The sequence below is a fragment of the Saliniramus fredricksonii genome (assembly GCF_900094735.1).
Classification (GTDB): Bacteria; Pseudomonadota; Alphaproteobacteria; order Rhizobiales; family Beijerinckiaceae; genus Saliniramus; species Saliniramus fredricksonii.
In genome coordinates this window covers 1,349,092-1,371,009 of sequence record NZ_FMBM01000002.1, presented here as the reverse complement: position 1 = coordinate 1,371,009, position 21,918 = coordinate 1,349,092, and the positions used below count along the sequence as shown (strand labels likewise).

Annotated in this window: 20 protein-coding genes and 3 pseudogenes; 12 read left to right on the top strand and 11 right to left on the bottom strand. The window is 63.3% G+C overall.

Annotated features, from left to right (window positions below):
* The first annotated feature begins 34 nt into the window (after positions 1-34).
* The 3 genes from GA0071312_RS12860 (at position 35) to GA0071312_RS12855 (ending at position 2,503) form a co-directional block, all read left to right on the top strand.
* The gene (locus GA0071312_RS12860) at positions 35-1,492 is read left to right on the top strand and encodes a DUF6538 domain-containing protein (RefSeq protein WP_131817805.1); all 1,458 of its coding nucleotides are present in this window, start codon (positions 35-37) and stop codon (positions 1,490-1,492) included.
* Positions 1,493-1,755: 263 nt separating this feature from the next.
* Complete coding sequence (locus GA0071312_RS20500; protein WP_275262151.1) at positions 1,756-1,881, top strand: hypothetical protein; 126 nt, start codon at positions 1,756-1,758, stop codon at positions 1,879-1,881.
* Positions 1,882-2,056: 175 nt separating this feature from the next.
* Positions 2,057-2,503 (top strand): fasciclin domain-containing protein, encoded by a 447-nt coding sequence (locus GA0071312_RS12855; protein ID WP_074445294.1) that lies wholly within the window; start codon positions 2,057-2,059, stop codon positions 2,501-2,503.
* A gap of 292 nt (positions 2,504-2,795) precedes the next feature.
* On the opposite strand, the gene GA0071312_RS12850 is transcribed toward GA0071312_RS12855, so the two are convergent.
* Both GA0071312_RS12850 and GA0071312_RS12845 read right to left on the bottom strand, forming a co-directional pair.
* Positions 2,796-3,224, bottom strand: coding sequence for an Hsp20/alpha crystallin family protein (locus GA0071312_RS12850; RefSeq protein ID WP_074445293.1), 429 nt, complete (start codon positions 3,222-3,224; stop codon positions 2,796-2,798).
* A 176-nt stretch (positions 3,225-3,400) separates the two neighbouring features.
* Positions 3,401-4,105, bottom strand: coding sequence for a GntR family transcriptional regulator (locus GA0071312_RS12845; RefSeq protein ID WP_074445292.1), 705 nt, complete (start codon positions 4,103-4,105; stop codon positions 3,401-3,403).
* A gap of 137 nt (positions 4,106-4,242) precedes the next feature.
* On the opposite strand from GA0071312_RS12845, the gene GA0071312_RS12840 reads away from it, so the two are divergent.
* From GA0071312_RS12840 to GA0071312_RS12820, 5 genes are read left to right on the top strand one after another with little or no spacing between them, the layout of a single operon-like run.
* Positions 4,243-4,644, top strand: coding sequence for a TIGR04076 family protein (locus GA0071312_RS12840; protein ID WP_074446161.1), 402 nt, complete (start codon positions 4,243-4,245; stop codon positions 4,642-4,644).
* Positions 4,641-5,729, top strand: coding sequence for an aldo/keto reductase (locus GA0071312_RS12835; protein WP_074445291.1), 1,089 nt, complete (start codon positions 4,641-4,643; stop codon positions 5,727-5,729). The genes GA0071312_RS12840 and GA0071312_RS12835 overlap by 4 nt, the downstream gene beginning before the upstream one ends.
* 9 nt (positions 5,730-5,738) lie before the next feature.
* Entirely contained in the window at positions 5,739-6,248 is a 510-nt protein-coding gene (locus tag GA0071312_RS12830) for a TRAP transporter small permease (protein ID WP_074445290.1), read from the top strand.
* Positions 6,249-6,257: 9 nt separating this feature from the next.
* The gene (locus GA0071312_RS12825; protein WP_074445289.1) at positions 6,258-7,544 is read left to right on the top strand and encodes a TRAP transporter large permease; all 1,287 of its coding nucleotides are present in this window, start codon (positions 6,258-6,260) and stop codon (positions 7,542-7,544) included.
* Positions 7,545-7,594: 50 nt separating this feature from the next.
* The gene (locus GA0071312_RS12820; protein ID WP_074445288.1) at positions 7,595-8,644 is read left to right on the top strand and encodes a TRAP transporter substrate-binding protein; all 1,050 of its coding nucleotides are present in this window, start codon (positions 7,595-7,597) and stop codon (positions 8,642-8,644) included.
* Positions 8,645-8,756: 112 nt separating this feature from the next.
* Here the strand turns inward: GA0071312_RS12820 and egtD are convergent, their stop codons facing one another.
* The 3 genes from egtD to GA0071312_RS19420 all read right to left on the bottom strand — a co-directional run bounded on the left by egtD (position 8,757) and on the right by GA0071312_RS19420 (position 11,462).
* Positions 8,757-9,713: an L-histidine N(alpha)-methyltransferase gene (gene egtD / locus GA0071312_RS12815; RefSeq protein ID WP_074446160.1), complete on the bottom strand. Its 957-nt coding sequence runs from the start codon at positions 9,711-9,713 to the stop codon at positions 8,757-8,759.
* 19 nt (positions 9,714-9,732) lie between these two features.
* A complete protein-coding gene (gene egtB / locus GA0071312_RS12810) occupies positions 9,733-10,983 on the bottom strand; it encodes an ergothioneine biosynthesis protein EgtB (protein WP_074445287.1) in 1,251 nt (416 codons plus the stop codon).
* Between the two features lie 302 nt (positions 10,984-11,285).
* Entirely contained in the window at positions 11,286-11,462 is a 177-nt protein-coding gene (locus tag GA0071312_RS19420; RefSeq protein WP_238947207.1) for an aldehyde dehydrogenase family protein, read from the bottom strand.
* Between the two features lie 175 nt (positions 11,463-11,637).
* On the opposite strand from GA0071312_RS19420, the pseudogene GA0071312_RS20615 reads away from it, so the two are divergent.
* Positions 11,638-11,745: pseudogene (locus GA0071312_RS20615) on the top strand (SDR family NAD(P)-dependent oxidoreductase); the annotation flags it as partial.
* Between the two features lie 29 nt (positions 11,746-11,774).
* On the opposite strand, the pseudogene GA0071312_RS12800 reads toward GA0071312_RS20615, so the two are convergent.
* The 3 genes and pseudogenes from GA0071312_RS12800 to GA0071312_RS12790 form a co-directional block, all read right to left on the bottom strand.
* Positions 11,775-12,242 (bottom strand): annotated as a pseudogene (locus tag GA0071312_RS12800) (transposase); the annotation flags it as partial.
* Positions 12,243-12,512: 270 nt separating this feature from the next.
* Entirely contained in the window at positions 12,513-13,538 is a 1,026-nt protein-coding gene (locus GA0071312_RS12795; protein ID WP_074443356.1) for an IS110 family RNA-guided transposase, read from the bottom strand.
* An 85-nt stretch (positions 13,539-13,623) separates the two neighbouring features.
* Positions 13,624-14,424: pseudogene (locus GA0071312_RS12790) on the bottom strand (IS256 family transposase); the annotation flags it as partial.
* A gap of 16 nt (positions 14,425-14,440) precedes the next feature.
* Here GA0071312_RS12790 and GA0071312_RS12785 point away from each other — a divergent pair.
* A complete protein-coding gene (locus GA0071312_RS12785; protein ID WP_074445286.1) occupies positions 14,441-15,097 on the top strand; it encodes an SDR family oxidoreductase in 657 nt (218 codons plus the stop codon).
* 229 nt (positions 15,098-15,326) lie between these two features.
* Here the strand turns inward: GA0071312_RS12785 and GA0071312_RS12780 are convergent, their stop codons facing one another.
* Positions 15,327-17,423 (bottom strand): AAA domain-containing protein, encoded by a 2,097-nt coding sequence (locus GA0071312_RS12780; RefSeq protein ID WP_074445285.1) that lies wholly within the window; start codon positions 17,421-17,423, stop codon positions 15,327-15,329.
* A gap of 473 nt (positions 17,424-17,896) precedes the next feature.
* Here GA0071312_RS12780 and GA0071312_RS12775 point away from each other — a divergent pair, with 473 nt between their 5' ends.
* Together GA0071312_RS12775 and GA0071312_RS12770 are read left to right on the top strand one after the other, a co-directional pair.
* Positions 17,897-18,805: a methyltransferase domain-containing protein gene (locus tag GA0071312_RS12775; protein ID WP_074446159.1), complete on the top strand. Its 909-nt coding sequence runs from the start codon at positions 17,897-17,899 to the stop codon at positions 18,803-18,805.
* A gap of 96 nt (positions 18,806-18,901) precedes the next feature.
* The gene (locus tag GA0071312_RS12770; RefSeq protein ID WP_074445284.1) at positions 18,902-19,228 is read left to right on the top strand and encodes a hypothetical protein; all 327 of its coding nucleotides are present in this window, start codon (positions 18,902-18,904) and stop codon (positions 19,226-19,228) included.
* Positions 19,229-19,339: 111 nt separating this feature from the next.
* On the opposite strand, the gene GA0071312_RS12765 is transcribed toward GA0071312_RS12770, so the two are convergent.
* Entirely contained in the window at positions 19,340-20,995 is a 1,656-nt protein-coding gene (locus tag GA0071312_RS12765) for an ABC transporter ATP-binding protein (protein WP_074445283.1), read from the bottom strand.
* The gene (locus GA0071312_RS12760) at positions 20,992-21,855 is read right to left on the bottom strand and encodes a metallophosphoesterase family protein (protein WP_074445282.1); all 864 of its coding nucleotides are present in this window, start codon (positions 21,853-21,855) and stop codon (positions 20,992-20,994) included. Before GA0071312_RS12760 ends, GA0071312_RS12765 begins: the two co-directional genes overlap by 4 nt.
* Positions 21,856-21,918 lie beyond the last annotated feature (63 nt).

Sequence of the window (21,918 nt, the reverse complement as noted above, 5' to 3'; positions counted from 1 at the left end):
AATGCATAACATTCTGCATAACATGGCGCATAACATGGCACTCCCTACCCACGTCACGAAACGCAACGGCATCTACCAATACGTGCGTCGCGTCCCTGACGATGTGGCCGGTCATATCGGTCGCACACGCATTCAGACATCTTTGAAAACGCATGACATGCGTATCGCCCGGGAGCGGGCATTCGAACTCGACCAGGCATGGGACCGCCGCTTCGATGAAGCCCGCCTCGCGATCGGAAATGTGTCGAGGGACGGTGATACCGGGACATGGCTCTCGACGGTAAAGTGGAGCCGCGAGGATTGGACGAATCTCGCAAAATGGGTCGAATTGACTCTCATCGAGGAAGACTGGATTGCCCGTGTTGGGCGGGCACCAGGTGCCCTGCTCGTTTCCGACCCCAACCCAAGAGACATCCCCGTCGATGATGACGAGACCTTTTCGAGGAATCTCAAACGCCTTCGAGCGTTGAAGGAATTCACGGCTGAGACGTACATCGCGGAGCGGCGCGCATTCATCGCAAGACTGGTCAGGACCCTTGGTGTTCATCTCGACCCGAAGAGCGGTCTTTACGGGCATTTCATGCTCGAATGCCATCGTGCTGAACTGAGATTTTTCGAGACATACCTGCTGCGCAACCAGCATCGGGGCGGCATCGGAAATCCTCATCCGAACACCATCCAGGGGCCTTGGCGAGTTGCTGCACCATCAGAGCCGACCACCGGTCAAACTGCGCCGGTGACGGCCGCTCCGACACGTTCCCTCGCGGCATCGGGTTACACATTCGATGACTGCATCGATAAGTGGCGAGCCCTGCGAAAAGCTGCTGGCAAACCGGAGAACGAGCGATACCTGGAGGAAATGCGAAAGACCGTGAAGCTGTTCTCGCGTCGCTACAATATCAGGGATATCGCTCAGGTGACCCGACGCGACATCGTCGATTTCCGTGATAACCTCGCAGCCGGCTCGATGGCGGTGGCAACCGTCAACAAGAAAGTCGGCTACATCACCGCACTGATCAACACCGCGAATCACGCGGGCTGGATCGAGCATCGCTTTGCCGACAATATCTATCTGACCGTCCCGGATACGCAAGGCAAGCGAGACCCCTACCCCGACGAGGTTATCGGCCGAATTTTCGGCAATCGAATTTTCACGGCGGGCTTCCGACACAAGCGTGCAAAAGCCTGTGCCGAGGTTCAGTTCTGGCTTCCGCTGATCGCCTGTCTCCACGGGATGAGCTCTTCCGAAATTTTGCAACTGGGTCCGGACACCGTGGGGCCAAACCCAGATGATCCGGATATCCTGTGTTTTAATATCACGAACGCAAATTCACGCCGCATCAAAGAAAATGCCCGCAAACGGTACGTTCCAATTCGGCATGAACTGGTCGAACTAGGATTTCTTGATCTCGTTGAGAAGGCCCGCAGGCAAGACGATATCAGCCTGGTTTTGACTTATGGCGAAAACCTAAGACGCGGCGATCACCAATGAAGCAGCGCTCCGGGTTCGCTCCGCGGACCCCTACCCCGCCGGGCTCTCGAACCGGATCGCTCCACCCGGCGCCGCTGCCCGCCCTCGCGTCACCGCCTGTCATGTACCAGGTTTGGAACCGGAGCAGTCGTCGGGGCTGATCTTGACGCCATGCCTCGGGAAATCAGGCCGCGCCGATTCTAGGCGTTTGTGGTATGATTGGGTTTGCGGCGGATATGGTGATGCGCCGAGGCTGCGCTCCCTCGGAAGCAAGGATATCCAGAATGCAGAAGAGCGTCGCGACTTACGCGGTCGATGACGTGGCGCATGCGCCCGCCTCACCGAAGTGCGCGGGGCCGTTCGAAGGACTGGCGACCGTCGATGCTCCGGGCCGCGTGCAATCAACCTGATCCGGATGCGTGTCACTTTACCTGAGGAGTTTTCATGAATTCTTGTTTTCGCATGCTGGGGTTGGGGGCGATTGTCCTGAGCCTGACAGCAGCGGTCGCATCGGCAAGCCTCGCCCGGGACCGAGCACTTTCAGATCCTGCGCCGATGGCGAGCCCGGCTGACAGGCTCGGGTCCATGGGCAATCATGACACGCTTTCATCCGCCCTTGATGCAACGGCTGTCTGGCGTGATCTCTCCGTCGATCGTCCCCTGACGTTGTTCGCGCCGACGGATCAGGCCTTCGAAGTGATGCCGGCGGAGCGCAGAGACATGCTCCTTCTTCCCGAGAACCGGGAACGGCTGAAGACCGTTCTGGCCTATCATCTGGTGCCGGGCCGGATCACGGCGGAAGAACTGGAGCAAGCCGTTCGCGACGGGAGGGGGCGTGCGACCCTGCGCACGATTTCCGGCGCGCCGCTGAGTGTCCGGATTGTCGGGGGCACGCTGGAGATCACGGATCACGAAGGCGGGCGGGCAAGAATCATGAAACGCGACCTCGCCCATTCAAAAGGCATCATCCACGCCATCGACGCGGTCCTGATCCCACGCAACATCGAACGCGGCTTTACCCCCTATAGATGACGACCCCGCGCGTCCTCGACGAGAACCATCATTCTCGCGGCCAGGGCTGCTACCCGTGGCTCACGTCACGCGCCCCCTCAATGTGCCGAGCGCCATCGGATGAGGCTGAGCACCCAATTGCGACTTGCGGCCTGAAAAGCAAAACCCGATACCGACTTGTCAAGGCCGTAAACCTGTCCGACCAGTACGACCCGCCTCAAAAGACCGCAACGACGGCGCGCCGGCAGCGGATTGGTGCCCTTGTCGACGCGCCGTCTGTTGACGCCCGTCATGCACGTCGCGAGCCCGGATCTCATGAGACCGCGATTTTCTTCGAGCCGTTCGGTGCCTCCTTGGGCAAGTTCAATGTCAGGATTCCATCTTCGTATTTTGCCTTGACCTTCGCTTCGGACACTGCTGCCGGGAGCGCGAAACTGCGCTGAACCGAACCATAATAGCGTTCGGAGTGCACCAGTCTCTCATCGTCGGTCTCAGCGTCATGCTGTTTTACCTCGGCCTGGATCGTGACGACATTCCCGTCGACCGTCACGTGAATGTCGTCTTTTTTCAGACCGGGCATTTCTGCATGAACCGTGAAGCTCCTGGCATTGTTCTTCACATCAATCTTGATCTGCTCCGGTGCCGGCAGAGGGTCTCCATGCAATGGCTGTATTGAATAACTGGACGGGAAATCACGGAAGAGCTGATCGAGGAGACGATTACGATTTACCAGCGGATTCATGGCAGCTTCCTTTCCTGTCAGGGTTTTCAGTCAGGCCCAACGCTTGTGGACGGCAAATGTTTCGATATAACCTGACGAAATCGGAGGAAGGGTGAGCAATTTCTCGCGGATCACTGTCCAGGTTCTGTAGTGGGCCCTGCAGCTAGCCATGACAGCCGCATTGAATTACCCGAACGTCAAGGCAGCGCGCGCCCGTTGGACTGGCGGATCGGAATATGCGCATCAGCTGCCTCGGCGAGGAGAGAAAAAGAGCGTTCGATATCGTCCACGATAGCGGCCTGGGCGGTTCTTGCATCGCCGCGCCGGGCTGCGTCGAGGATGATCTCGTGGATGTCGTTGCCCTTGCCGATATCCGGCCCCGCGCGGCGCATGATCAGATTGAGATAGGGGCCGTAGCGCAGCCACAGGCCCGCGATCAGGGGCAGCAGCACGGGCGAATCCGCCTTTTGATACAAGGTGAAGTGAAAACGGTAATTCTGCGAAAGATCGGGCGTATCCCGCCCTGCGCCATCCTCGGCTTCCTCGGCGAGGATGGCTGCAAGCACCTCCAGCGTCCCATCGTCCATGCGCTCCACCGCGCGTCCGGTGACGAGCGGCTCCAGCGCGATCCGCGCCAGTTTCAGATCCTCCATCTGGCGCAGATCGAAATCGGGAACCCGCAGGGACCGTGACGGCGCGTCGATCAGCGCCCCCTCAGCCACCAGCCGGCGCACGGCCTCGCGCACGGGGGTCATCGAGGTGCCGAGCCGCTCGGCCAGCCCGCGCAGGTTCAGGCTGTCGCCGGGGGCGAACTGTCCGCGCGTGAAGGCGTCATGCAATTGCGCATAGACGCTCTCGCGCATGGTCATCTGGTCGATGCGCCCGAAAACCGGCCCGCTCATCCCGCTCTCCCCACAATTGCCGAGACGCGTCCATATTGACGCTTCGTTAACGCAGCGTCTAGTGTGATCACATATCACAAATAACGAACCGGGCCATGCCGATGCGCAGGACCCGGTCGCCGAGGGACGAAGCCGTGATGACGCAACGAGGTGCAGATACCGACGCGGAGGGTTTCTGGCTGTACGACCTCAAGGTCGAGACGGTGATCGGCGATCGCCCGCCGGTCTGTCGCCACATTGCCGGCGAGAGCTTTCGCGTCGAGGGCGAGAACCTCGTCTTCGAACCGGGGCAGAAGGTTTCCATGTATGCGCTCGCCGCGCTGCTGCCGCTGCTGCCGGCCAAGCAGCGCGAGACCAGCGCGCAGGACTGGATGACGACTGATGCCGAGATTGCCTGCCCGGATCCGCATTGCGGCGGACGCTTTCGCATAACCCGCACCGGTCGGCGCTTCTTCCGCCACAGCGAGACGACCGGCCTGCCAGACAAGCGTGGCACGCCCTATTGGGCCGGTGAAACAGACGAGGATACCAGCCCATGAGCGTCGAGACCACGCATCTGCGCCCCGATCATCCGATCTCCCGCGTGATCAAGGGCTGCTGGCAACTCGCCGGGGATCACGGCCCGGTGGATCGCGCAGCGGCGATCGCGGATATGGAAGCCTTTCTGGATGCGGGCATCACCACTTTCGACTGCGCCGATATCTATACCGGCGTCGAGGAGATGATCGGCGCCTTCATCGCTGATCTGCGCCAGCGGCGCGGGCGCGCGGTGGCTGACCGGGTCTGCGTGCATACCAAGCTCGTGCCGGATCTGGGCCGGCTGTCCGAGATCGGGCCGCAGGACATCGAGGCGATCATCGACCGCTCTCTGAAGCGGCTGCGGCTCGAGCAGCTACACCTCGTGCAGTTCTTCTGGTGGGACCTCGCCACCGGCGACGTGATGCGTGCCCTCGAAGCGCTCAAGCGGGCGCAGGACAAGGGCAAGCTGCGTCATGTCGGGGTGACCAACTGGGATCATGCGCCGATCGAACGGTTCCGCGCCGCCGGTGTCGATATCGTGTCCGCGCAGGTGCAATATTCGCTGCTCGACCGGCGCCCGGAAGGTACCCTCGTGCCCTGGGCGGGTGCAAACGACGTGCATCTCCTGTGCTATGGTACGCTTGCCGGCGGGTTCCTAACCGAATCCTGGCTCGGTCGGGCCGATCCGGGCTTCGCCTTCGAGAATCGTTCGCTGGTGAAATATCGTCTGATCATCGACGAATTCGGCCCCTGGGAGCTGTTCCAGGAATTGCTGGCGACACTGGCGCGGATTGGTGAGAAACATGGCGTCTCGCTCTCAGCCGTGGCATCGCGGCATGTGCTCGACCAGCCGCAGGTGGCCGCAGTCATCGTGGGCGCGCGCTATGCCCGCCATCTCGACAAGACCCTGCAGATCTTCCGCTTCTCCCTCGACGATGCTGATCGCGCAGCGATCGCAGCCGTGCTGGCGCAGGCGCGTGGGCCGAACGGGCCAGTCTACGGGCTCGAGGGCGATCGTCAGGGACGGCACGGGCGGATCATGAAATACGATCTCAACACCCGCCCCGATGCGCCGGTCCATGCCGCGCAGCCTGGTCGGAACTGAGAGGGGCCGATGAGACCTGCCCCGCTCCGTCAAGCTCTGGGTGTCACGGCGAGCCTGATCCGTCGGGTGCTCGCACCGGTGGCGGCGTTGATGATGTTTGTGATCATGGCCCTGATGGTCGCTGATGTGGCGGGGCGCTATCTGTTCAATGCGCCGATACGGGGTGCCTACGAGATCATCGAATTCCTCATGTGCCTGATGATCCTGTCAGCGCTGCCACTGGTCAGCCTGCAGGGGCGGCACGTCGAGGCGTCGCTGGTCGCGGATCTGGTCCCACGCGCGGCCACGCTGCTGCACTGGCTCGCCGGACTCATGGCTGCGGGATTGTTCGCCCTCCTTGCCATGCTGCTTTGGAACTATGCCGCGCAACTGGACCGGCAGAACGCACAATCGCTGTTCGGCGGCATTCCCCATGCGCCGTTTGCGACCTTCATGGCGGTGCTGTTTGGCGTCGCCGCCATCGCAGCCCTCATCGCCATGGTGATCCGCAAGCCGGGTGACGGCCCGGCTGTCGAGTGAGGTCAGGCGATGGAGGCGGGATTCGGACTGATCATCGTCTTCACCCTGATCATGCTGCGCGTGCCGGTGGGTGTCGCCATGCTGGCGGTCGGGATCGGTGGCTTCGCCATGCTGACGAGCTGGCGCCCGGCAGCCTTCATGACGGCGCAGACGGCCTATGCACTGGTCAACAATTACGGGCTGTCGGTGATCCCGCTGTTCCTGCTGATGGGCAATTTCATCAATCGCGCGCGCATCGGCAACGAGCTCTATGATGCGGCCCATACGATGGTCGGCCATGTCCGCGGTGGCCTGGCCCAGGCCACGATCCTCGCCTGTGGCGGCTTTGCCGCGATCTCGGGATCCAGCATGGCCACCACGGCGTCCATGGCGCGGGTGGCCTATCCCTCGATGCGCCGCTACGGCTACGCGGATATCCTCTCCGCCGGCTCGATCGCCGCCGGGGGCACGCTGGGCATTCTGATCCCGCCGAGCGTGGTGCTGCTCGTCTACGGTATCCTCACCGAGACCTCGATCAGCAAGCTCTTCATCGCCGGGATCGTGCCCGGGCTGATCGCGGTGGGGCTCTACATGCTCACCATCCTCGTGGTCACCCGGATCAGACCCGCCTGGGGCCCGCCCGGGGAGCGGGCTTCATGGGGCGAGCGGGGGCGCGCGCTGGCGAAGGTCTGGCCGGTGATCGCGCTGTTCGTCATCGTCATGGGGGGCATCTATGGCGGCATCTTCACACCGACGGAGGCGGCCGGAATCGGCGCCTTCGGGGCATTCCTGTTCGCCCTGGCGCGCGGGGCGCTGAGCTGGAACGGGCTGGTCGAGACGCTGGTGGAAACTGCGGTGACCTCGGCGATGATCTTTTTCGTGATCATGGGCGCGCTGGTGCTGGGCAACTTCCTCAACATGGCGGGCCTGCCGCGCATGCTGGGTGGTTTCGTGCGCGGGCTCGACCTTTCACCCTTCTGGATCCTGATGATCATCTGCGGGATCTATATCCTGCTCGGCATGGTGCTGGAGAGCATGTCGATGATCCTGCTCACCATTCCGATCATCTTCCCTGTCATCGTCTCGCTGGGGATCGATCCGGTCTGGTTCGGGATCCTGATCGTGATGGTGGTCGAGATCGCGTTGATCTCGCCGCCGATCGGGCTCAACGTCTACATGCTCCGCTCGGTTCTGCCGCATATCGGTTTGCGCACGCTTTTCGCCGGGGTGCTGATCTTTCTCGTGCCCGACATCCTCAAACTGATCCTCGTCATCGCGTTTCCGGGGATCGTCCTGTTCCTGCCCTCGCTGATGTGAGCGGCGGAATGACGTAGCCGAACAAAACCATCAACAGAGGGGAAAAAGACATGCATATCAGACAATTCCTGACAGGCTCCGCAGCCGGACTCGCTCTTGCCGTATTCGGCGCGGGCGCCTCGGTCCAGGCGGAGGACATCGTCCTGCGCTACTCCAACTGGGTGCCCGCCACCCATCCGATCATCACGCGGGTGATCGAGCCCTGGGGGCAGGAGCTCAGCGAGGCGACGGAGGGCCGCGTCAGCGTCGAGGTCATGCCCGCGCTCGGGCCGCCTCCCGGCCATTTCGATCTCGTCGCCAACGAGGTGGCCGATCTCGCCTTTTCGGTTCACGGCTACACGCCGGGGCGGTTCGTGCTGACCCAGCTCGGCGAATTGCCGCTCACGCACAACCATGCCGTGGTCAATTCGCTGGCCTACTGGAACACCTATGAGCGTTACTTCATGGATGCGAACGAGCACGAGGGCACGCGCCTGCTCGGCCTGTGGACCAACGGCCCCTACCAGCTGACCATGAACGGGGACCTGCTCACCAGCATGGATGCCGTCGAAGGCAAGCGCATCCGCGTGCCGGGTCCCGTGGTCGAGCAGGTGACCAATACGCTCGGCATGGTGCCGATCTCATCCTCCGTGACCGATGCCTACGAGCAGATCTCGCGCGGTGTCATCGACGGAATGTTCCAGCAGCTGGAGACGGTCTACAACTTCAACCTCACCGAATACCTTACCCATGTCTCGATCATTCCCGGCGGCTTTGCCCATTCGAGCCAATATGTGGTGATGAGCGAAGCGGCTTATGAGCGCCTTTCCGATGCCGACAAGGCGGCGCTGGATGCGCTCAGCGGCGAGGCGCTGGTGCGCCGTTTCGCCGAGATGTGGCAATCGGAGGAAGAGGAAGCCATCGGCAAGCTCGAAGAGGGCGGGACCGTATTCTATGATCTGCCGCCGGAATTGCAGGAAGAAGTCGGCGAGGCCCTGGCCTTCATCCGTGACGAATGGGTCGAGGCTGCCAATGAGCGCGGTGTCGATGGTGAGGCGGCGCTGGCCTTCTACGAATCCGAGATCGAGCGCATCGCCGCCGAGCTCGGCGTCGAGAACTGAAGCAGTCGGATCTCGCCCGGCGCATTGTGATGCTGCCGGGCGTGATCAATGTCGCAATCACATCGTCGCGGCTCAGAGCCCTTTGCGGCCCGACTCTGTCGGGCCGGGAGTTCTAACCCGTTATCGACACATCATCCGGCCTCAGCACGGCCACGGCGAACCATCCGTCGTCGTCAGTCAGGAACTCGGCGACCGTCCAGCCGCTCGCCGCCGCCATCTCCGTCAGGCTCTCACGGGTGTATTTGTGGCTGTTCTCGGTATGGATGCTCTCTCCGGCCTTGAACGACACAGTCTCCGGGCCGAGCGGCACATCCTGATCGGTTCTGCTCACGAGATGCATCTCGATGCGTGACTTTTCCGCATTCCAGCGTGCCTCATGCCCGAAACTGTCCGGATCGAAGGCTCCTCCCGCCTCCCGGTTGAGCCGGGCGAGGATGTTGCGGTTGAACGCGGCGGTTACCCCCTGCGCGTCGTCATAGGCGCGTTCGAGGACCCGCGAATCCTTCACGAGATCGATGCCGAGTATGAGCCCGGCAATACCGGGCCAGCCGCGTACCCGGCGCAGCAGGGCGCGTGCTTCGGGTGGCTCCAGATTGCCCAGGGTCGAGCCGGGAAAGAAGCCGACGATGGGCCGCCCGGCCACGATGCCGGGCAGGGTCAGATCTTCCATCAAGTCGCCGGCGAGCGGCACGACTTCGAGGCCCGGATAGCTGCGATCGATATCCTGCGCCACGGATCTGAGGAAGTCCTCCGAGATATCGACCGGGACATAGGTGCCGACGGCGTCCAGCGCATCAAGCAGGATGCGGGTCTTCGTGCTGGCGCCGCTGCCGAGTTCGACCAGCGCCGTACCCTCCGGCACATAATCCGCGATCATTCCCACATTGTCGCGCAGGACGGCGCGCTCCGTCCGGGTCACGTAATATTCCGGAAGCGCGGTAATCTCCTCGAACAGGGTGCTGCCCCGGCTGTCGTAGAACCATTTCGGCTGCAGTTCCTTCGGGGTGGCGCGCAGTCCCGCGAGGGCCTCCCTCAGGAGTTCGGTATTTTGCGTCACCGTCTCGTTCATGCCCGATATCCTGTCCATCTCAAAGGTCCCTCGCCAGCCGCAGGCCCATCATCTGCCAGCGCTGGTGCGGATAGAAGAACGTCCTGTAGGTCGGACGCATCTGTGCGGCGGGCGTGGCGCAGGAGCCGCCGCGCAAGACCAGCTGGTTCACCATGAACTTGCCATTGTACTCGCCGATCGCGCCTTCCGGCGGGCGAAAGCCCGGATAGGGGGTGAACGGACTCTGCGTCCACTCCCAGACATCGCCCCAGGGCCCGTTGCCGGGGAGCGGCCGGAACTGCGATTTCTCGAGGAAATTACCGGTTATGGGCTGATCACGGAACGAGACCTCCCACTCCGCCTCCGTGGGTAGCCGCGCGCCGGCCCAGCGCGCGAAGGCATCGGCCTCATAATAGCTGACATGGCATACAGGCGCATCCGGATTGATGGGCTGGGGGCCGCGCAGGGTGTAGTTCCACCAGGCATCGTCCTGATGCCACCAGTAGAGCGGCGTGTCCCAGCCCTCGCGCTGGCAGCAGGCCCAGCCGTCGCTCAGCCAGAGCGCCTGGTTCTCATAGCCGCCATCCTCCATGAACCGGATCCAGTCCCGATTCGTCACCGGTCTTTGCGCAATCGCGAATGGCTCAAGCCAGGTCTTGTGGCGCGGCCCCTCGCAATCATAGGCGAAGCCGTTTCCGTCATGGCCGATCTCGACGAGCCCACCCTCGCGCCGGGTGAATTCCAGCGGCACCTCGCCGGTGACCGGCATCGGTTCGGGGGCGCGATAAGCCGGCAGGAGCGGGTTATGGGAAAGACCGTGGAGCAGGTCGGTCACGAGCAGTTCCTGATGCTGCATCTCGTGATGGCAGCCGAGTTCCACCAGTTCCGCGATCTCGTCGCCGTCATCGCGGTCGCCGCCGAGCAAGCTCCCGAGCGCCTCGTCGACATGGGCGCGATAGGCCATGACCGCCGCATTGTCCGGACGGGAAATCATCCCCCGCTTGTCACGGGCGTGTCGTGGGCCGGCTTGCACGTAATACGAATTGAAAAGAAAGGCGAAGCGATCGTCGATCGCGCGATAATCCGGAAGATACTTTCTCACGACGAACTCTTCGAAGAACCATGTCGTGTGCGCGAGATGCCACTTGGCGGGGCTGGCATCCTCCATCGACTGCAGCATCAGGTCTTCCGGCACGAGAGGCGCGACAAGCGCCTCGGTCTGTGCGCGTGTGTCGGCGAAGAATGCGATGGCCTCATCGGGGGCGATGGCGGCGGCTTTGGTGCTGTTCATCTTCAAGCGACTCCTCTTCCTGCTGCGCGTTTCCCTACGACACGACGCAAATGCACGCGATAACGTCACGGTTCCAAAATATGGCTCATCGATCAGGTTGTGGGGCAGAGCCCAAACGGACCACTGACGGTCGATTGATGTCAATTCATGCAGAATGTCGCAGCGGAATTTTGGTGTGGTTCCGGCCCCGGTTTATTCTGATCCGCAAGGCCGGTGCCTGTTCCGCAGCGGCGGAGCATGCCACTTTTACATCTTTTGATAGCTTTTCTGGAAACGCATCAGCAGGATTCCGGGGTCGAGCCTCAGGGCAGGAAGATCGATTTTGCGCTGACGAATTCCTTCATGCCAAAGTCGCCGTGTTCACGGCCGCATCCGAAATCCTTGACCCCGCCGAACGGCATATTCGGATCGGCGGCACCGAAAGAGTTGATGTGGATCATGCCCATGTCGAAGTGCTTGCGGGCAAGCGCGAGGGCCAAGCATTCCCTCCCCGCGTGAGTGTTGAGGTGAAATGCGCCGGGCAGGACCGTTTCACCAGGCAGGCGCACCGGCGCGCGCATCCTCGCAACGGACCTGCCGAGGACGACGGTACGCAACCAAACCGCCGCGAAATCATTGTCCGCCCATCAGCGTTTTGCGGAACAAGGACCCGACATGAGCAAGGCACTTTTCATTACCGGCGCTTCGAGCGGTATCGGAGCGGCGACGGCGCGTGCGGCAGTCGCACAAGGCTGGCATGTCGGTTTGTTTGCGCGATCGAGCTATGCGGGATTTTGGGTGATACGGCCTGATCAGGCGGCGCGGTTTTCGGTACCGTTTACGGCGACACCGTTGGTGAATCTGACACCTTCGATGACCATTGGCAACTGCTTCGCGCCCTTCAGGCGGCGCCATGTCTTTGCGGCGGCCTGAACGAGCTTGAAGACCATGAGCTTCGCGGTCTTCTGCGACAATGCTCCCTTGGTCCGCACGGTTCGATGCCTGACGGTGGCGAACACGCTCTCGATCGGATTGCCGGTGCGCAGGTGATCCCAGTGATCGGCGGGGAAACCGTAGAATGCCAGCAAGGCTTCGCGGTCTTTGGTGAGACAGGTCACGGCCTTCTCGTATTTGGCGCCGTATTTCTCGGCGAAGGTGTCGATGGCGGTTTCCGCCGCGGCGCGGGTTTCGGCCTGCCAGATCTCGCGCAGATCGGCCTTCACCGCCGGCTGCATGGATTTCGGGAACTTGTTCAGGACGTTAGCCGTCTTGTGAACCCATGTATGGATGCCCCCGTTCGTGCAAGAGGTTTCTGCTCGGCTCAAGCGCGTGATCGGGTGCGGTCATGTATCAGGCCTTGAGATGCGGCTCTGAACGGACCGCGGGCCAGTATGGAGATACGCGGATCGAGTGCACATCAACAGCGCGAGCTCGAGGCTCTTTGGGTTCAAATGCTTTTCTCGATCCCGATCTGACCGATCGTTTGCCCTTACCTTGCTGTCGACTTCCTCACACGCCCAACGGCCCGGCTGCCTCGGCTGATGTCGTCATCAGACCGCGGCGACCGGACCCCTGAAGTTCTCTCCCCGCGTCGACATCGCCCAGATCCCGCGCGCCATCTTATTGGCCAGCGCGATGGCGACGACCATGCGTGGCTTGCGGGCCAGCATGCGTGCGAGCCAACTGCCTTCCGGCGCGCCCTTCCTGACGGCCCAGCGGACCACCGACATCGCGCCGATGATCAGGAGACGCCGTATGTCGCGCTGCCCCATCTTGGACGTTCGTCCGAGGATCTGCTTCCCACCGGTCGATCGCTGGACAGGGACGAGCCCCGTCCAGGCTGCGAAGTCGCGTCCACGCCTGAACGTCTCCATCGGCGGGGCGAAGGTCTGGACCGCCATCGCAGTCAGCGGGCCCACGCCAGGCATGGTCATCAGTCGTGCGGTGTCTTCTTCCCGCGCCGCTTCGCGCTTCAGCACCTTGTCGAGATCCGCGATCCTGCCGGAGAGCAGTTCGATCTGCTCGAGATAGAGGCGCCCCAGCTCGATCACGAGCGTCTCGAGACGCGAGCCGGCTGCCTCCAGCGCGTCCGCCAGCACCTTGACATGAGCCGGCCCCTGCGGCGCTATGAGGCCGTGCTCGGCGAGGTGGCCCCGCAGTGCGTTGATGAGCTGCGTGCGCTGCTTGACGAGGAGGTCCCGCGTCCGGAAAGCCATCGCCTTCGCCTGCTGCGCCTCGGATTTGACCGCGACGAAGCGCATGGTCGGGCGACCCGCCGCCTCGGCTATCGCCTCTGCGTCGGCCGCGTCGTTCTTCTGCCGCTTGACGAACGGCTTGACGTAGATCGGCGGGATCAGGCGGACCTCGTGACCGAGCTCGCCGATCGCGCGGCCCCACTCGTGGGCCGTCGCACACGCTTCCATAGCAACGATGCAGCGCGGCTGCTTGGCAAAGAAGCCGAGAACCTGCGAGCGACCCAGCTTCTTGCGGAAGCCGACGCTACCGTCCGCTCGCGCGCCGTGCGCCTGGAAGACCCGCTTTGCGAGGTCAAGGCCGATGATGCTAATGTTGTCCATGGATGCTTCCTCCTCTCGTGAATGACCTGCAGATCACCACGTTGGCACATTGCGATGCCGTTGGGAGGGGGCATCCAATCCATCAACAGCGCTGATGATGCGTTCCCGGGAAGACCTCGTCGAGGGCCTTCCAGAACCCCATGCCGCCATCGCCCACGGCGATCTCGGGCGGCACCTTGAGGCCGCGGGCCTTGATGTCGACCAACAGTTCGCGCCAGCTCTGCGCGCTCTCGCGCATGCCGACCTGGAAGCCGACGAGCTCCTTCTTCCCCTCCGGCGTGGCGCCGAGAATGACCAGTATGCACTCGGCCTGCGGTTCCATGCGGGCCTGCAGATAGACACCGTCGGCCCAGATATAGACATACCGCCGGGCCGAGAGATCACGGCCCTGCCAGCGATCGTATTCCTGCTGCCAATCGCCCGTCAGACGGGAGATGACACCAGGCGACAGGTTCGGTGCATCTACCCCGAGCAACGCTGACAGCGCTTCCTGGAAATCGCCGGTGGAGATCCCGCGCAGATAGAGCACCGGCAGCAGGGCATCGAGGCTTTTCGACCGCCGGGCCCATTTCGGCAGGATGCTTGAGGTGAAGCGGACCTTCTTCTCCGCGGGCATATCGGTGGCCCGGTCGCGGACTTTCGGGCGGCGCACGTCGAGCGGACCGATGCCGGTCTGAATGCTGCGCTGTGGCCCATAACCATGCCGGACGATCCGTTGCCGGCCATCCGGCAAAGCCTCCTCGGCATATTGCTCCACAAAGGTATCGGCTTCGGCCCGAAGTGCCGCCGCAAGCATCCTGCGGGCGCCGTCACGGGCAATTTCTGTCAGAGGATCCGCAACAGATCCGGGCTGGTACAGCGGGGTAATCGTGATATCATCTTTCATAGGCGTATCGTTCCTTTTGGAAGTTCTGGCAGGCTTCAGCACCCGCCACGATACGCCACCTCCTCAAACTGCGTCACCCAGATTCGCGTATAGCTCTGCGCGATCCGAAGGCAAGCTGAAGGCTCTCGTCGACGAACTCGGCGAACAGGCCGTCATCCTGCCGGGGGACGTGACGGATCTGAAGAGCCAGGAAGCAATGATGGCAGAATTCGCGGGCAGGGCCGGTGGAATCGATGCGGTTTTCGCCAAAGCCGGCATGGGGCTGTCGGCGCCCGGGACCGATGCGGGCGATCCGGAAGAATGGGAGCGAATGGTCCGGGTGAACGTTCTGGGAGTTCTCTGGACCGTGAAGGCGGCGATGCCGCATCTGAAGCAGCGGGTGGGACACCTCCTGCTGACCGGATCAGCTGCGGGACGGCGCCATATCCCGGGATCGGTTTATGGCGCCTCGAAATGGTTCGTGCACGGATATGGCGGCAATCTTTCCGAGGAGATGAAACTTTTCGGGGGACGGTGCACGATTATCGCGCCGGGCATGGTTGATACGCCATTCTTCGACGAGCCCAAGCCGGACAAGTTGAAGCCCGAGGACGTGGCCCGGGCCGCGCTCTTTGCCCTCGACTCCGATCCGCGCTGTGGCGTGAACGAGATTTTCCTGATGCCGACACAGTGAGAATGCGTTGCGGGTGAAGCTGATCACTGATGAAGGGGCTGGTGTGGTGAACCGCGACGGCAATGGCTGAGTCCCTTTGAGCTGCTCCATATCCGTTGGACAGGGTCCGGCGTGATTTAGGCTCCTCTTTGCATCTTCTGATAGTGTTGGTTCTGAGCGATGCGCTGCCGATAGATCGTCGCAGGCGGTTTTCCGCCATCTTTGACATCTTCATTGGGTGGAATGCGGATCATGTCCCGAGGCGTGGTGCAGCTGCCGGATGGCCAGTGACGATATCCGACAGAGCCGGCGTGATCCAGACCGGGTAGCACGCAAGGATACTCTGTGCATCGTCGCGATCGAGCCGCGCACTCTCGACCTTGCCGCCGAAGGCGAGTGCGGCAAGCCGCTCCGCAAAGAGCGTATGGCCGTCCGGGCCAATATCGAGGCGCTTTCGCATCATCGCCGGAAGCAGCGCCCGTGCCGCTTCGCACAAGCGCTGATCGTCGGGTTCGGGGAATGTGCGCGCCGGTCCGAGTTGCGCCAGCCGGGCCCGATCCCGGGCGATCACGGCATCGAGATCGGGAAGCCCGGCATCCGGTGAGAGGGTCGTTTCATCAGAAGCGTCCAATGCGCTGCGCCCGAACAGCCTGCGCAGTAGCACCCAAATCCTCGTGATCAGCCCCGCCAGACCACCGGGAGCAGACTCCGGTGATCTTGACTCCACCTCGGGCGGCAGCCGATCGCGGATGCGCCGGGCGCGCTCGACATGCTCGGACAAGCGCAGATCGATCGCTTCTCGCTCACGCTCGGCCCGGCGGATCGTCTCGCGTTCCTGCGCGAGCCTGTGCAGATCCGCGAATCGCTCCTCGACGCCGAACCCGTCATCATCCAGGGCTGGCATCTGCTGCGGTGCGTCGGCGAGGCGCTGCAGGATATCGACGAAGCCGGTATCCTGCTCGCCCCCTTGATCACGCGTACGGACCACGAAAGGCCGGTCGGGAGCGAGGCGGACAAGGCGCTCGCCGACCTCGTCAAGGGGCTGGTGATTGCGCGAGGCGAACAGCACGGAATGCCCGGTCATGGCAAGCGTTGCGATCAGCGAGACGATCACCTGGCTCTTGCCCGTGCCGGGTGGCCCCTGAATCACCGTTAGCGGATTATTGAGCGCCGTCGTCGCGGCGTCGCGTTGCGAGGTCGACAGCGCATCGACGTTCAGAACGACGCGCGCTGCAGGCCCTGCCGGATCGGTATCCTGGCGCCCGCCCGCAGCAGGCGCCTCATCGAGCATGGCGCCCAGCGCACAGGCGCGCCGTGCCTCCTCTTCCCAACCGGCCATGCGCGCAACGTCGTCGGCAGCGGCGCGGGTGAAGCTGCTCTCGTCCGGGAGGAAGAGTGCCGCGGCATTGTGGATGCCCTCCTGCGCCGTCGAGCAATGCCCTGCGAGCTCTCCGGGTCGCAACGGCTGCGCCAGATGCGTCGCCAGCGCGCGCGATAGATTGTCGACGAGGGTCGTGAGCGCAGGCGCGGGGTCGTCACCCAGAATGCGTTGCGCGAGCACCTCCTGGCGCTGACGGCTGCGGCGCGCCATGAGTTTCAGCCATCTCGGGTTGAGACTGGGCGCGTCGTCTGCGACGCTCACGCGCCACTGGCCATCCGCAAAAGCCCAGCGCGCGGGGATCAGCAGGGCGGGCAAGAGCGTGGTGACACTGTCTTCCTCGAAGACGGATAGCGGATATCCCAGCGCCAGGACCCGGTCATTGCGGCGGGCGAGGGCTTCACGCAGGGTCGCAGGCAAGGCGTCTTCGGCTATTTCGAGGGCGGCCTCGTGCCACCAGTTGCCGGCAGCCCGGAAAAGCTGGAACTGCGTGCCGTGGCGATCGGCAAATTGCTCAATGCTGCCACGCGGATCGAGCCGCAGGGTTGATTCGTAATAGGAAAGCAAAGCCTGCCAGGGCGGCGCCGGCGCGGGGGAAGCAGGATCCGGCGCTTCGGCCGCATCAGCGCCTGCAACATCGTCCGACATATCCCGTGACGCCTGCGCCGGCATGCTGCTTAACGGCATCGCCGTGAGGACCGCTTCCGGCGCTTGCGGGGAAGCTCCCGCGCCGCCGGCGCGCAGATTCGCACTTGCAGCGCCCGTATCCTTTCCCGAAAGGTGGCACATGGTCCAGCGACCATTGCGATCCAGCACGACTTCACCGCTATGCTGGAGCGCCTGCAGACCAGCGAGGAGTTGGTCGCCCGAAACGCGGATACCCCCGGCTTTCAGGCGCCAGATCAGCTGATCGCTCGTTTGCCCGCGCGGCGAAAGCGCCAGAATGCGCCGGATCGAATCAGCCCCCATGATTCCCTTGTCGTTCGCTACAGCAACTAATGCGCGAATTTTTATGAATGATCAGGTTGTTCGGACTCGAAGAGATTCGCAAGGAGAACAGTTGTGCACATAGCGCCCTGCAACCTTGAAAGAATGAACGTATGCTCCGCGCATCGCCGGGCGCTGAAAGAGGGAACGGGCGGGCGACGAAGGGGACATGGCTGCGATCGCCGATTGGGTCTGAAAAATGCCGTGAGGCCTGAGCATCGCGACGCAATGCTGGATACCAGGGTCTTGAGATACCACACAGCTTTTGCAAGCTCCGTTGGCCTGGATATATCGTCTTCAACGATTCAGCGCTTTCCTCGTCCGGGCCGAAGCCCGAATATCTATGATCACGGGGTTATCTCCTCTGCAGCCATCGGACAGCGCCCGAAACGCCCCCGTTGCAGATGCCTTCGCCCCCCCTTCACGCCGCGCCGTTTTCGCGCCATATCGTCGGCATGAATTCACTGCTCGTCTTTGATCGCAATCTGGTGCGCCGTCGTCTCGCCCGGGCGCATGCACAGGGTTATGAGGATTTCCTTCTGCGCCACGCCCTGGACGATCTCGATCTGCGGCTGATGCCGGTAATGCGTGATTTCGCCCTCGCCCTCGATATCGAGAGCCCGGATGCCGGCGTCGCGCGGCATCTGCGCGCGCGTGGGCATGCGCAGACGGTTTTCCGGGTGGCAGCGGCAGACCATCCGCGAGAGCAGACGGGTAACGGCGATACGGTGATCGGCGATGCCGAGGCGCTACCTTTCGCGCATGAGCGCTTCGATCTCACCGTGTCGCTGCTCGCCCTGCATGCGGTGAACGATCTGCCCGGTGCGCTGATCCAGATCAGGCGCGCCCTGAAGCCCGACGGGCTGTTCATCGGCTGTCTCCTCGGCGGTGCGACGCTGCATGAATTGCGCGCCGCCCTGACCGATGCCGAGAGCGAACTCACGGGCGGGCTCAGCCCCCGCGTCGCTCCCTTCGCTGATGTGCGCGATCTCGGCGGCCTGATGCAGCGCGCCGGTTTCGCGCTACCCGTCACCGATCTCGAGACCCTGCGCGTGCGCTATGACAACGCCTTCGCGCTGATGCAGGACCTGCGGCGCATGGGCATGACGAACACGCTGCTGGCCCGCCGCCGCACGCCCGTGACACGCGCGCTGATGCTGCGCGCCGCGCAGATCTATGCCGAACGCTTCGCCGATTCCGATGGTCGCATTCCCGCGACCTTCGAGCTGATCTGGCTCTCCGGCTGGTCGCCGCACGAGAACCAGCAGAAGCCGCTGCGCCCCGGTTCCGCAAAGATGCGCCTCGCCGATGCGTTGGGCACGGTCGAGCACAGTGCCGGGGAGAAGGCTGCGCCTAAAGGGTGATGTGAGATCCTCAGGCTCCTGCATCGGAACGTGATGATCAAGCCTTGAGGCTTATCCCGGGAACGTTCGCAAGTCGCGGGCACCTTTCCTTCACGCATGCTCGCCGACATGGTGAGTGTGGACCTCGGCCGGCGCATGATTCGTTCGGCGATCTGGCAGCCAGACACCGAAGACGAGCCATTACTCGTGAATCAGACGAGGCCAATGATGGCGCACCCGCTTCGAAACATGATGCACCGGAATATGGTCGCCACCATGCGAAATGGGCTTTTGGGCGCTTTCAAGTCGCCGAACATCATTGCAGAGGGCCTCGCTGCCCACCGGATAGCGCTCGATGCCCCTGCGCGGGTGGTCTCGGTTTCAGTTCCGGTTGGCGTGCCCATCGATGAGATGATTTGCGAGGCCCATCTCTTTCTGGGCTGAAACTCCCCGGCAGCGTTCACAGCAGGGCTACCCGCGCGCGATCAACGACCTGGAAACGGTGAAGACACCAATCGCCACCTTGTGGAGCTTCAATGGCGGGCGGACTGACCCTCAACCCACCAGACTTTGCCTCTCGTGCACGGCCGCAACAGCCGGCGTGATCCGGCCCGGGACTGCTGCGATCAGGGTCTTCGTATACTCCTCCTGCGGGTCGCCGATGATCGCATCCGTGGGCCCGGTCTCGACGATCCTCCCGGCGCGCATCACGGCGATGCGGTGGCACAGGCGCTCGACCACGGCGAGATCATGGCTGATGAAGAGGAACGAAAGTCCAAGCCGCTGCTGCAGCGCCTGCATCAGCTCGGTGATCTGCCGGGCAATGGAGACGTCGAGCGCAGCGACCGGTTCGTCGGCGATGATCAGTTTCGGCTGGACCGATAATGCGCGTGCGATGCACAGCCGCTGGCGCTGGCCGCCGGAATACTGGTGCGGATAGCGGTCGAGATGTTCGGCTCCGAGGCCGACCTGCTCGAGCAAAGCCGCCGCCATGTCGCGCCGGTCGTCTCGTGCGACAGTGGCGTGGATGCAGGCCGGTTCGGTAATCAGATCCCAGGTCGGCAGGCGCGGATTGAGCGAGGCGAACGGATCCTGGAAGACCATCTGCACCTTGCGCCTGACCGGAAAAAGCCGGCGCTCGGAGAGGCGGGTGATATCCTGGCCGTCAATCGCGATCCTGCCCGATGCCACGGGCGTCAGGCGCAGGATCGCCCGCGCGATCGAGGATTTGCCGCAGCCCGATTCGCCGACCAGCCCGACGCTCTCCCCCTGCGCGACATGGAGCGAGACGCCATCGACGGCCCGGGTTCGTGTTCGCGCCGCCAGCGGATGCGGCCGGCGTCCGGCATAATCGACGACGAGATTGTCGAGCGCGAGTGCCGGAGATCGCCCGGTTTCCGGCAGCAGTGCGGGGCCACCGGCACCAAGCCGGGGCGCGGCATCGACGAGCATGCGCGCATAGGATTCCTGCGGGGCGGTGAGAATACGGCGCGCGGGGCCGGTCTCGACGAGACGCCCGTGGCGCAGGACGCCGACGCGGTGGGCCATTTCGGCGACGACACCCATGTCGTGGGTGATGAAGAGCACGCTCATGCCCCGTTCGGCCTGCAAATCGCGGATCAGGGCGAGGATCTCGGCCTGCGTCGTCACGTCGAGGGCGGTGCTCGGCTCGTCGGCGATCAGGAGACGCGGATTGCAGGCGAGCGCCATGGCGATCATCACACGCTGGCGCTGGCCGCCGGAGAGCTCGTGCGGATATTGCGACAGCCGCGCCGCTGCCTGGGGAATCCGCACCCGTTCGAGCTGTTCAATGGCCTTGTGTTGCGCCTGCGCCTGGCTGACGGGCTCATGCCGCAGAATGGTCTCGGTCAGTTGCCGCCCGATGGTCAGGACCGGATTGAGCGCCGTCAGCGGCTCCTGGAAGACCATGGCGATATCGCGTCCACGTACCGTCTGCATCTGCTCGTCGGAAAGCTCCGTGAGACAGACCGGCGCCTCCTTGCGGAAGACGATGCGCCCATGCGTGATGCGCCCGCCCTCGCGCTCGATCAGACGCAGGATGGCGAGCGCCGTGGCCGATTTTCCCGAGCCCGATTCCCCCACCAGCGCAAAGGTTTCATGATGCCCGATCTCGAAACTGATACCGCGCACGGCCTGCGTCGCGCCGAACGCGATATGGAGATTGTCGATGCTCAGGAGGGATGACGTCATGATGCGACCCTCTCGCCTGCGGCGGCATGGGTTTCACGCGGCCATTGCATCACGGGCTTCCAGCGCGTTGCGGCCGGGGCAAAGCGCGCCTCGAACGGATCGCGCCCGAAGACCTGCCAGCGGATATCGTCGCCCAGCGTGATCACTCCCCAGGCGCCTGCCGGTTCGCCGGATGTGGTGAAGCTCTCGGTGAGGGATTGCTGGGTGAGATAGGTGATGCCGTTATCCGCAGCGAGTGTATTCCAGTGGACATGGCCGGAGATCGCGGCGACGGGCACGCGCGCCTCGCCCAGAGCGCGGCGCATCGCGGCTGCCTGCGGGAAGGCCCCGCATTGCGGTATGTTCTCGAAATAGAAGTTGCCGGTCATCGGATGTGGCGAGACCGGCGTATGGCTCGCGATCAGGAGCGGACGGGTCGCCTGTTTCGCGACATCGGCGAGCCAGGTGAAGTCATCGTCCTTGAGTTCCAGACTGCGGATCCCGTCATTGCGCGTCGCCGGATCGGCCTGCCAGAGCACGAGATCCCAGGCGCCGAGCGGAACGATGCGATGCCCGGCCTCACGCCCCAGGATCCGGGCGTTGTCGGCGCGGTCGAGATGGATCAGGTCGTGATTGCCGTCGAGATGGTGGCGCGGCATGGCGAGGCCGTCGAGCAGCCGCGCGACCTCTGCCATACTGGCATGATCGGTGGCCGGATCGACGTCGGAAATCCGGTCGCCCAGCTCGAGCACGGCATCGACGCCCTGTTCGTTGGCGAAACGCACGAAATCCGCCGTCAGCGCGAGGGCGGCATCGCCGCGCTTGGTCTGTGTCGGCGGGCCGTGATGGATATCGGTGATGACGGCGAGGCGAAGGGTCATGATCTGTCTCTTCGGTCTGGAATGACGGGAGATGGGATCGCGCCGCCCCGGGGCGGGGCGGCG

Coding starts and splice junctions, on each gene's coding strand:
- GA0071312_RS12840 (WP_074446161.1), top strand. CDS start 4,243: ATGACGCAACGAGGTGCAGATACCGACGCGGAGGGTTTCTGGCTGTAC.
- GA0071312_RS12825 (WP_074445289.1), top strand. CDS start 6,258: ATGGAGGCGGGATTCGGACTGATCATCGTCTTCACCCTGATCATGCTG.
- GA0071312_RS12835 (WP_074445291.1), top strand. CDS start 4,641: ATGAGCGTCGAGACCACGCATCTGCGCCCCGATCATCCGATCTCCCGC.
- GA0071312_RS12845 (WP_074445292.1), bottom strand. CDS start 4,105: ATGAGCGGGCCGGTTTTCGGGCGCATCGACCAGATGACCATGCGCGAG.
- GA0071312_RS12780 (WP_074445285.1), bottom strand. CDS start 17,423: ATGGGGGCTGATTCGATCCGGCGCATTCTGGCGCTTTCGCCGCGCGGG.
- GA0071312_RS12795 (WP_074443356.1), bottom strand. CDS start 13,538: ATGGACAACATTAGCATCATCGGCCTTGACCTCGCAAAGCGGGTCTTC.
- GA0071312_RS12855 (WP_074445294.1), top strand. CDS start 2,057: ATGGGCAATCATGACACGCTTTCATCCGCCCTTGATGCAACGGCTGTC.
- GA0071312_RS12770 (WP_074445284.1), top strand. CDS start 18,902: ATGCTCGCCGACATGGTGAGTGTGGACCTCGGCCGGCGCATGATTCGT.
- GA0071312_RS12850 (WP_074445293.1), bottom strand. CDS start 3,224: ATGAATCCGCTGGTAAATCGTAATCGTCTCCTCGATCAGCTCTTCCGT.
- egtD (WP_074446160.1), bottom strand. CDS start 9,713: ATGAACGAGACGGTGACGCAAAATACCGAACTCCTGAGGGAGGCCCTC.
- GA0071312_RS12820 (WP_074445288.1), top strand. CDS start 7,595: ATGCATATCAGACAATTCCTGACAGGCTCCGCAGCCGGACTCGCTCTT.
- GA0071312_RS12830 (WP_074445290.1), top strand. CDS start 5,739: ATGAGACCTGCCCCGCTCCGTCAAGCTCTGGGTGTCACGGCGAGCCTG.
- GA0071312_RS20500 (WP_275262151.1), top strand. CDS start 1,756: ATGCAGAAGAGCGTCGCGACTTACGCGGTCGATGACGTGGCGCATGCG.
- egtB (WP_074445287.1), bottom strand. CDS start 10,983: ATGAACAGCACCAAAGCCGCCGCCATCGCCCCCGATGAGGCCATCGCA.
- GA0071312_RS12760 (WP_074445282.1), bottom strand. CDS start 21,855: ATGACCCTTCGCCTCGCCGTCATCACCGATATCCATCACGGCCCGCCG.
- GA0071312_RS12860 (WP_131817805.1), top strand. CDS start 35: ATGGCACTCCCTACCCACGTCACGAAACGCAACGGCATCTACCAATAC.
- GA0071312_RS12765 (WP_074445283.1), bottom strand. CDS start 20,995: ATGACGTCATCCCTCCTGAGCATCGACAATCTCCATATCGCGTTCGGC.
- GA0071312_RS12775 (WP_074446159.1), top strand. CDS start 17,897: ATGAATTCACTGCTCGTCTTTGATCGCAATCTGGTGCGCCGTCGTCTC.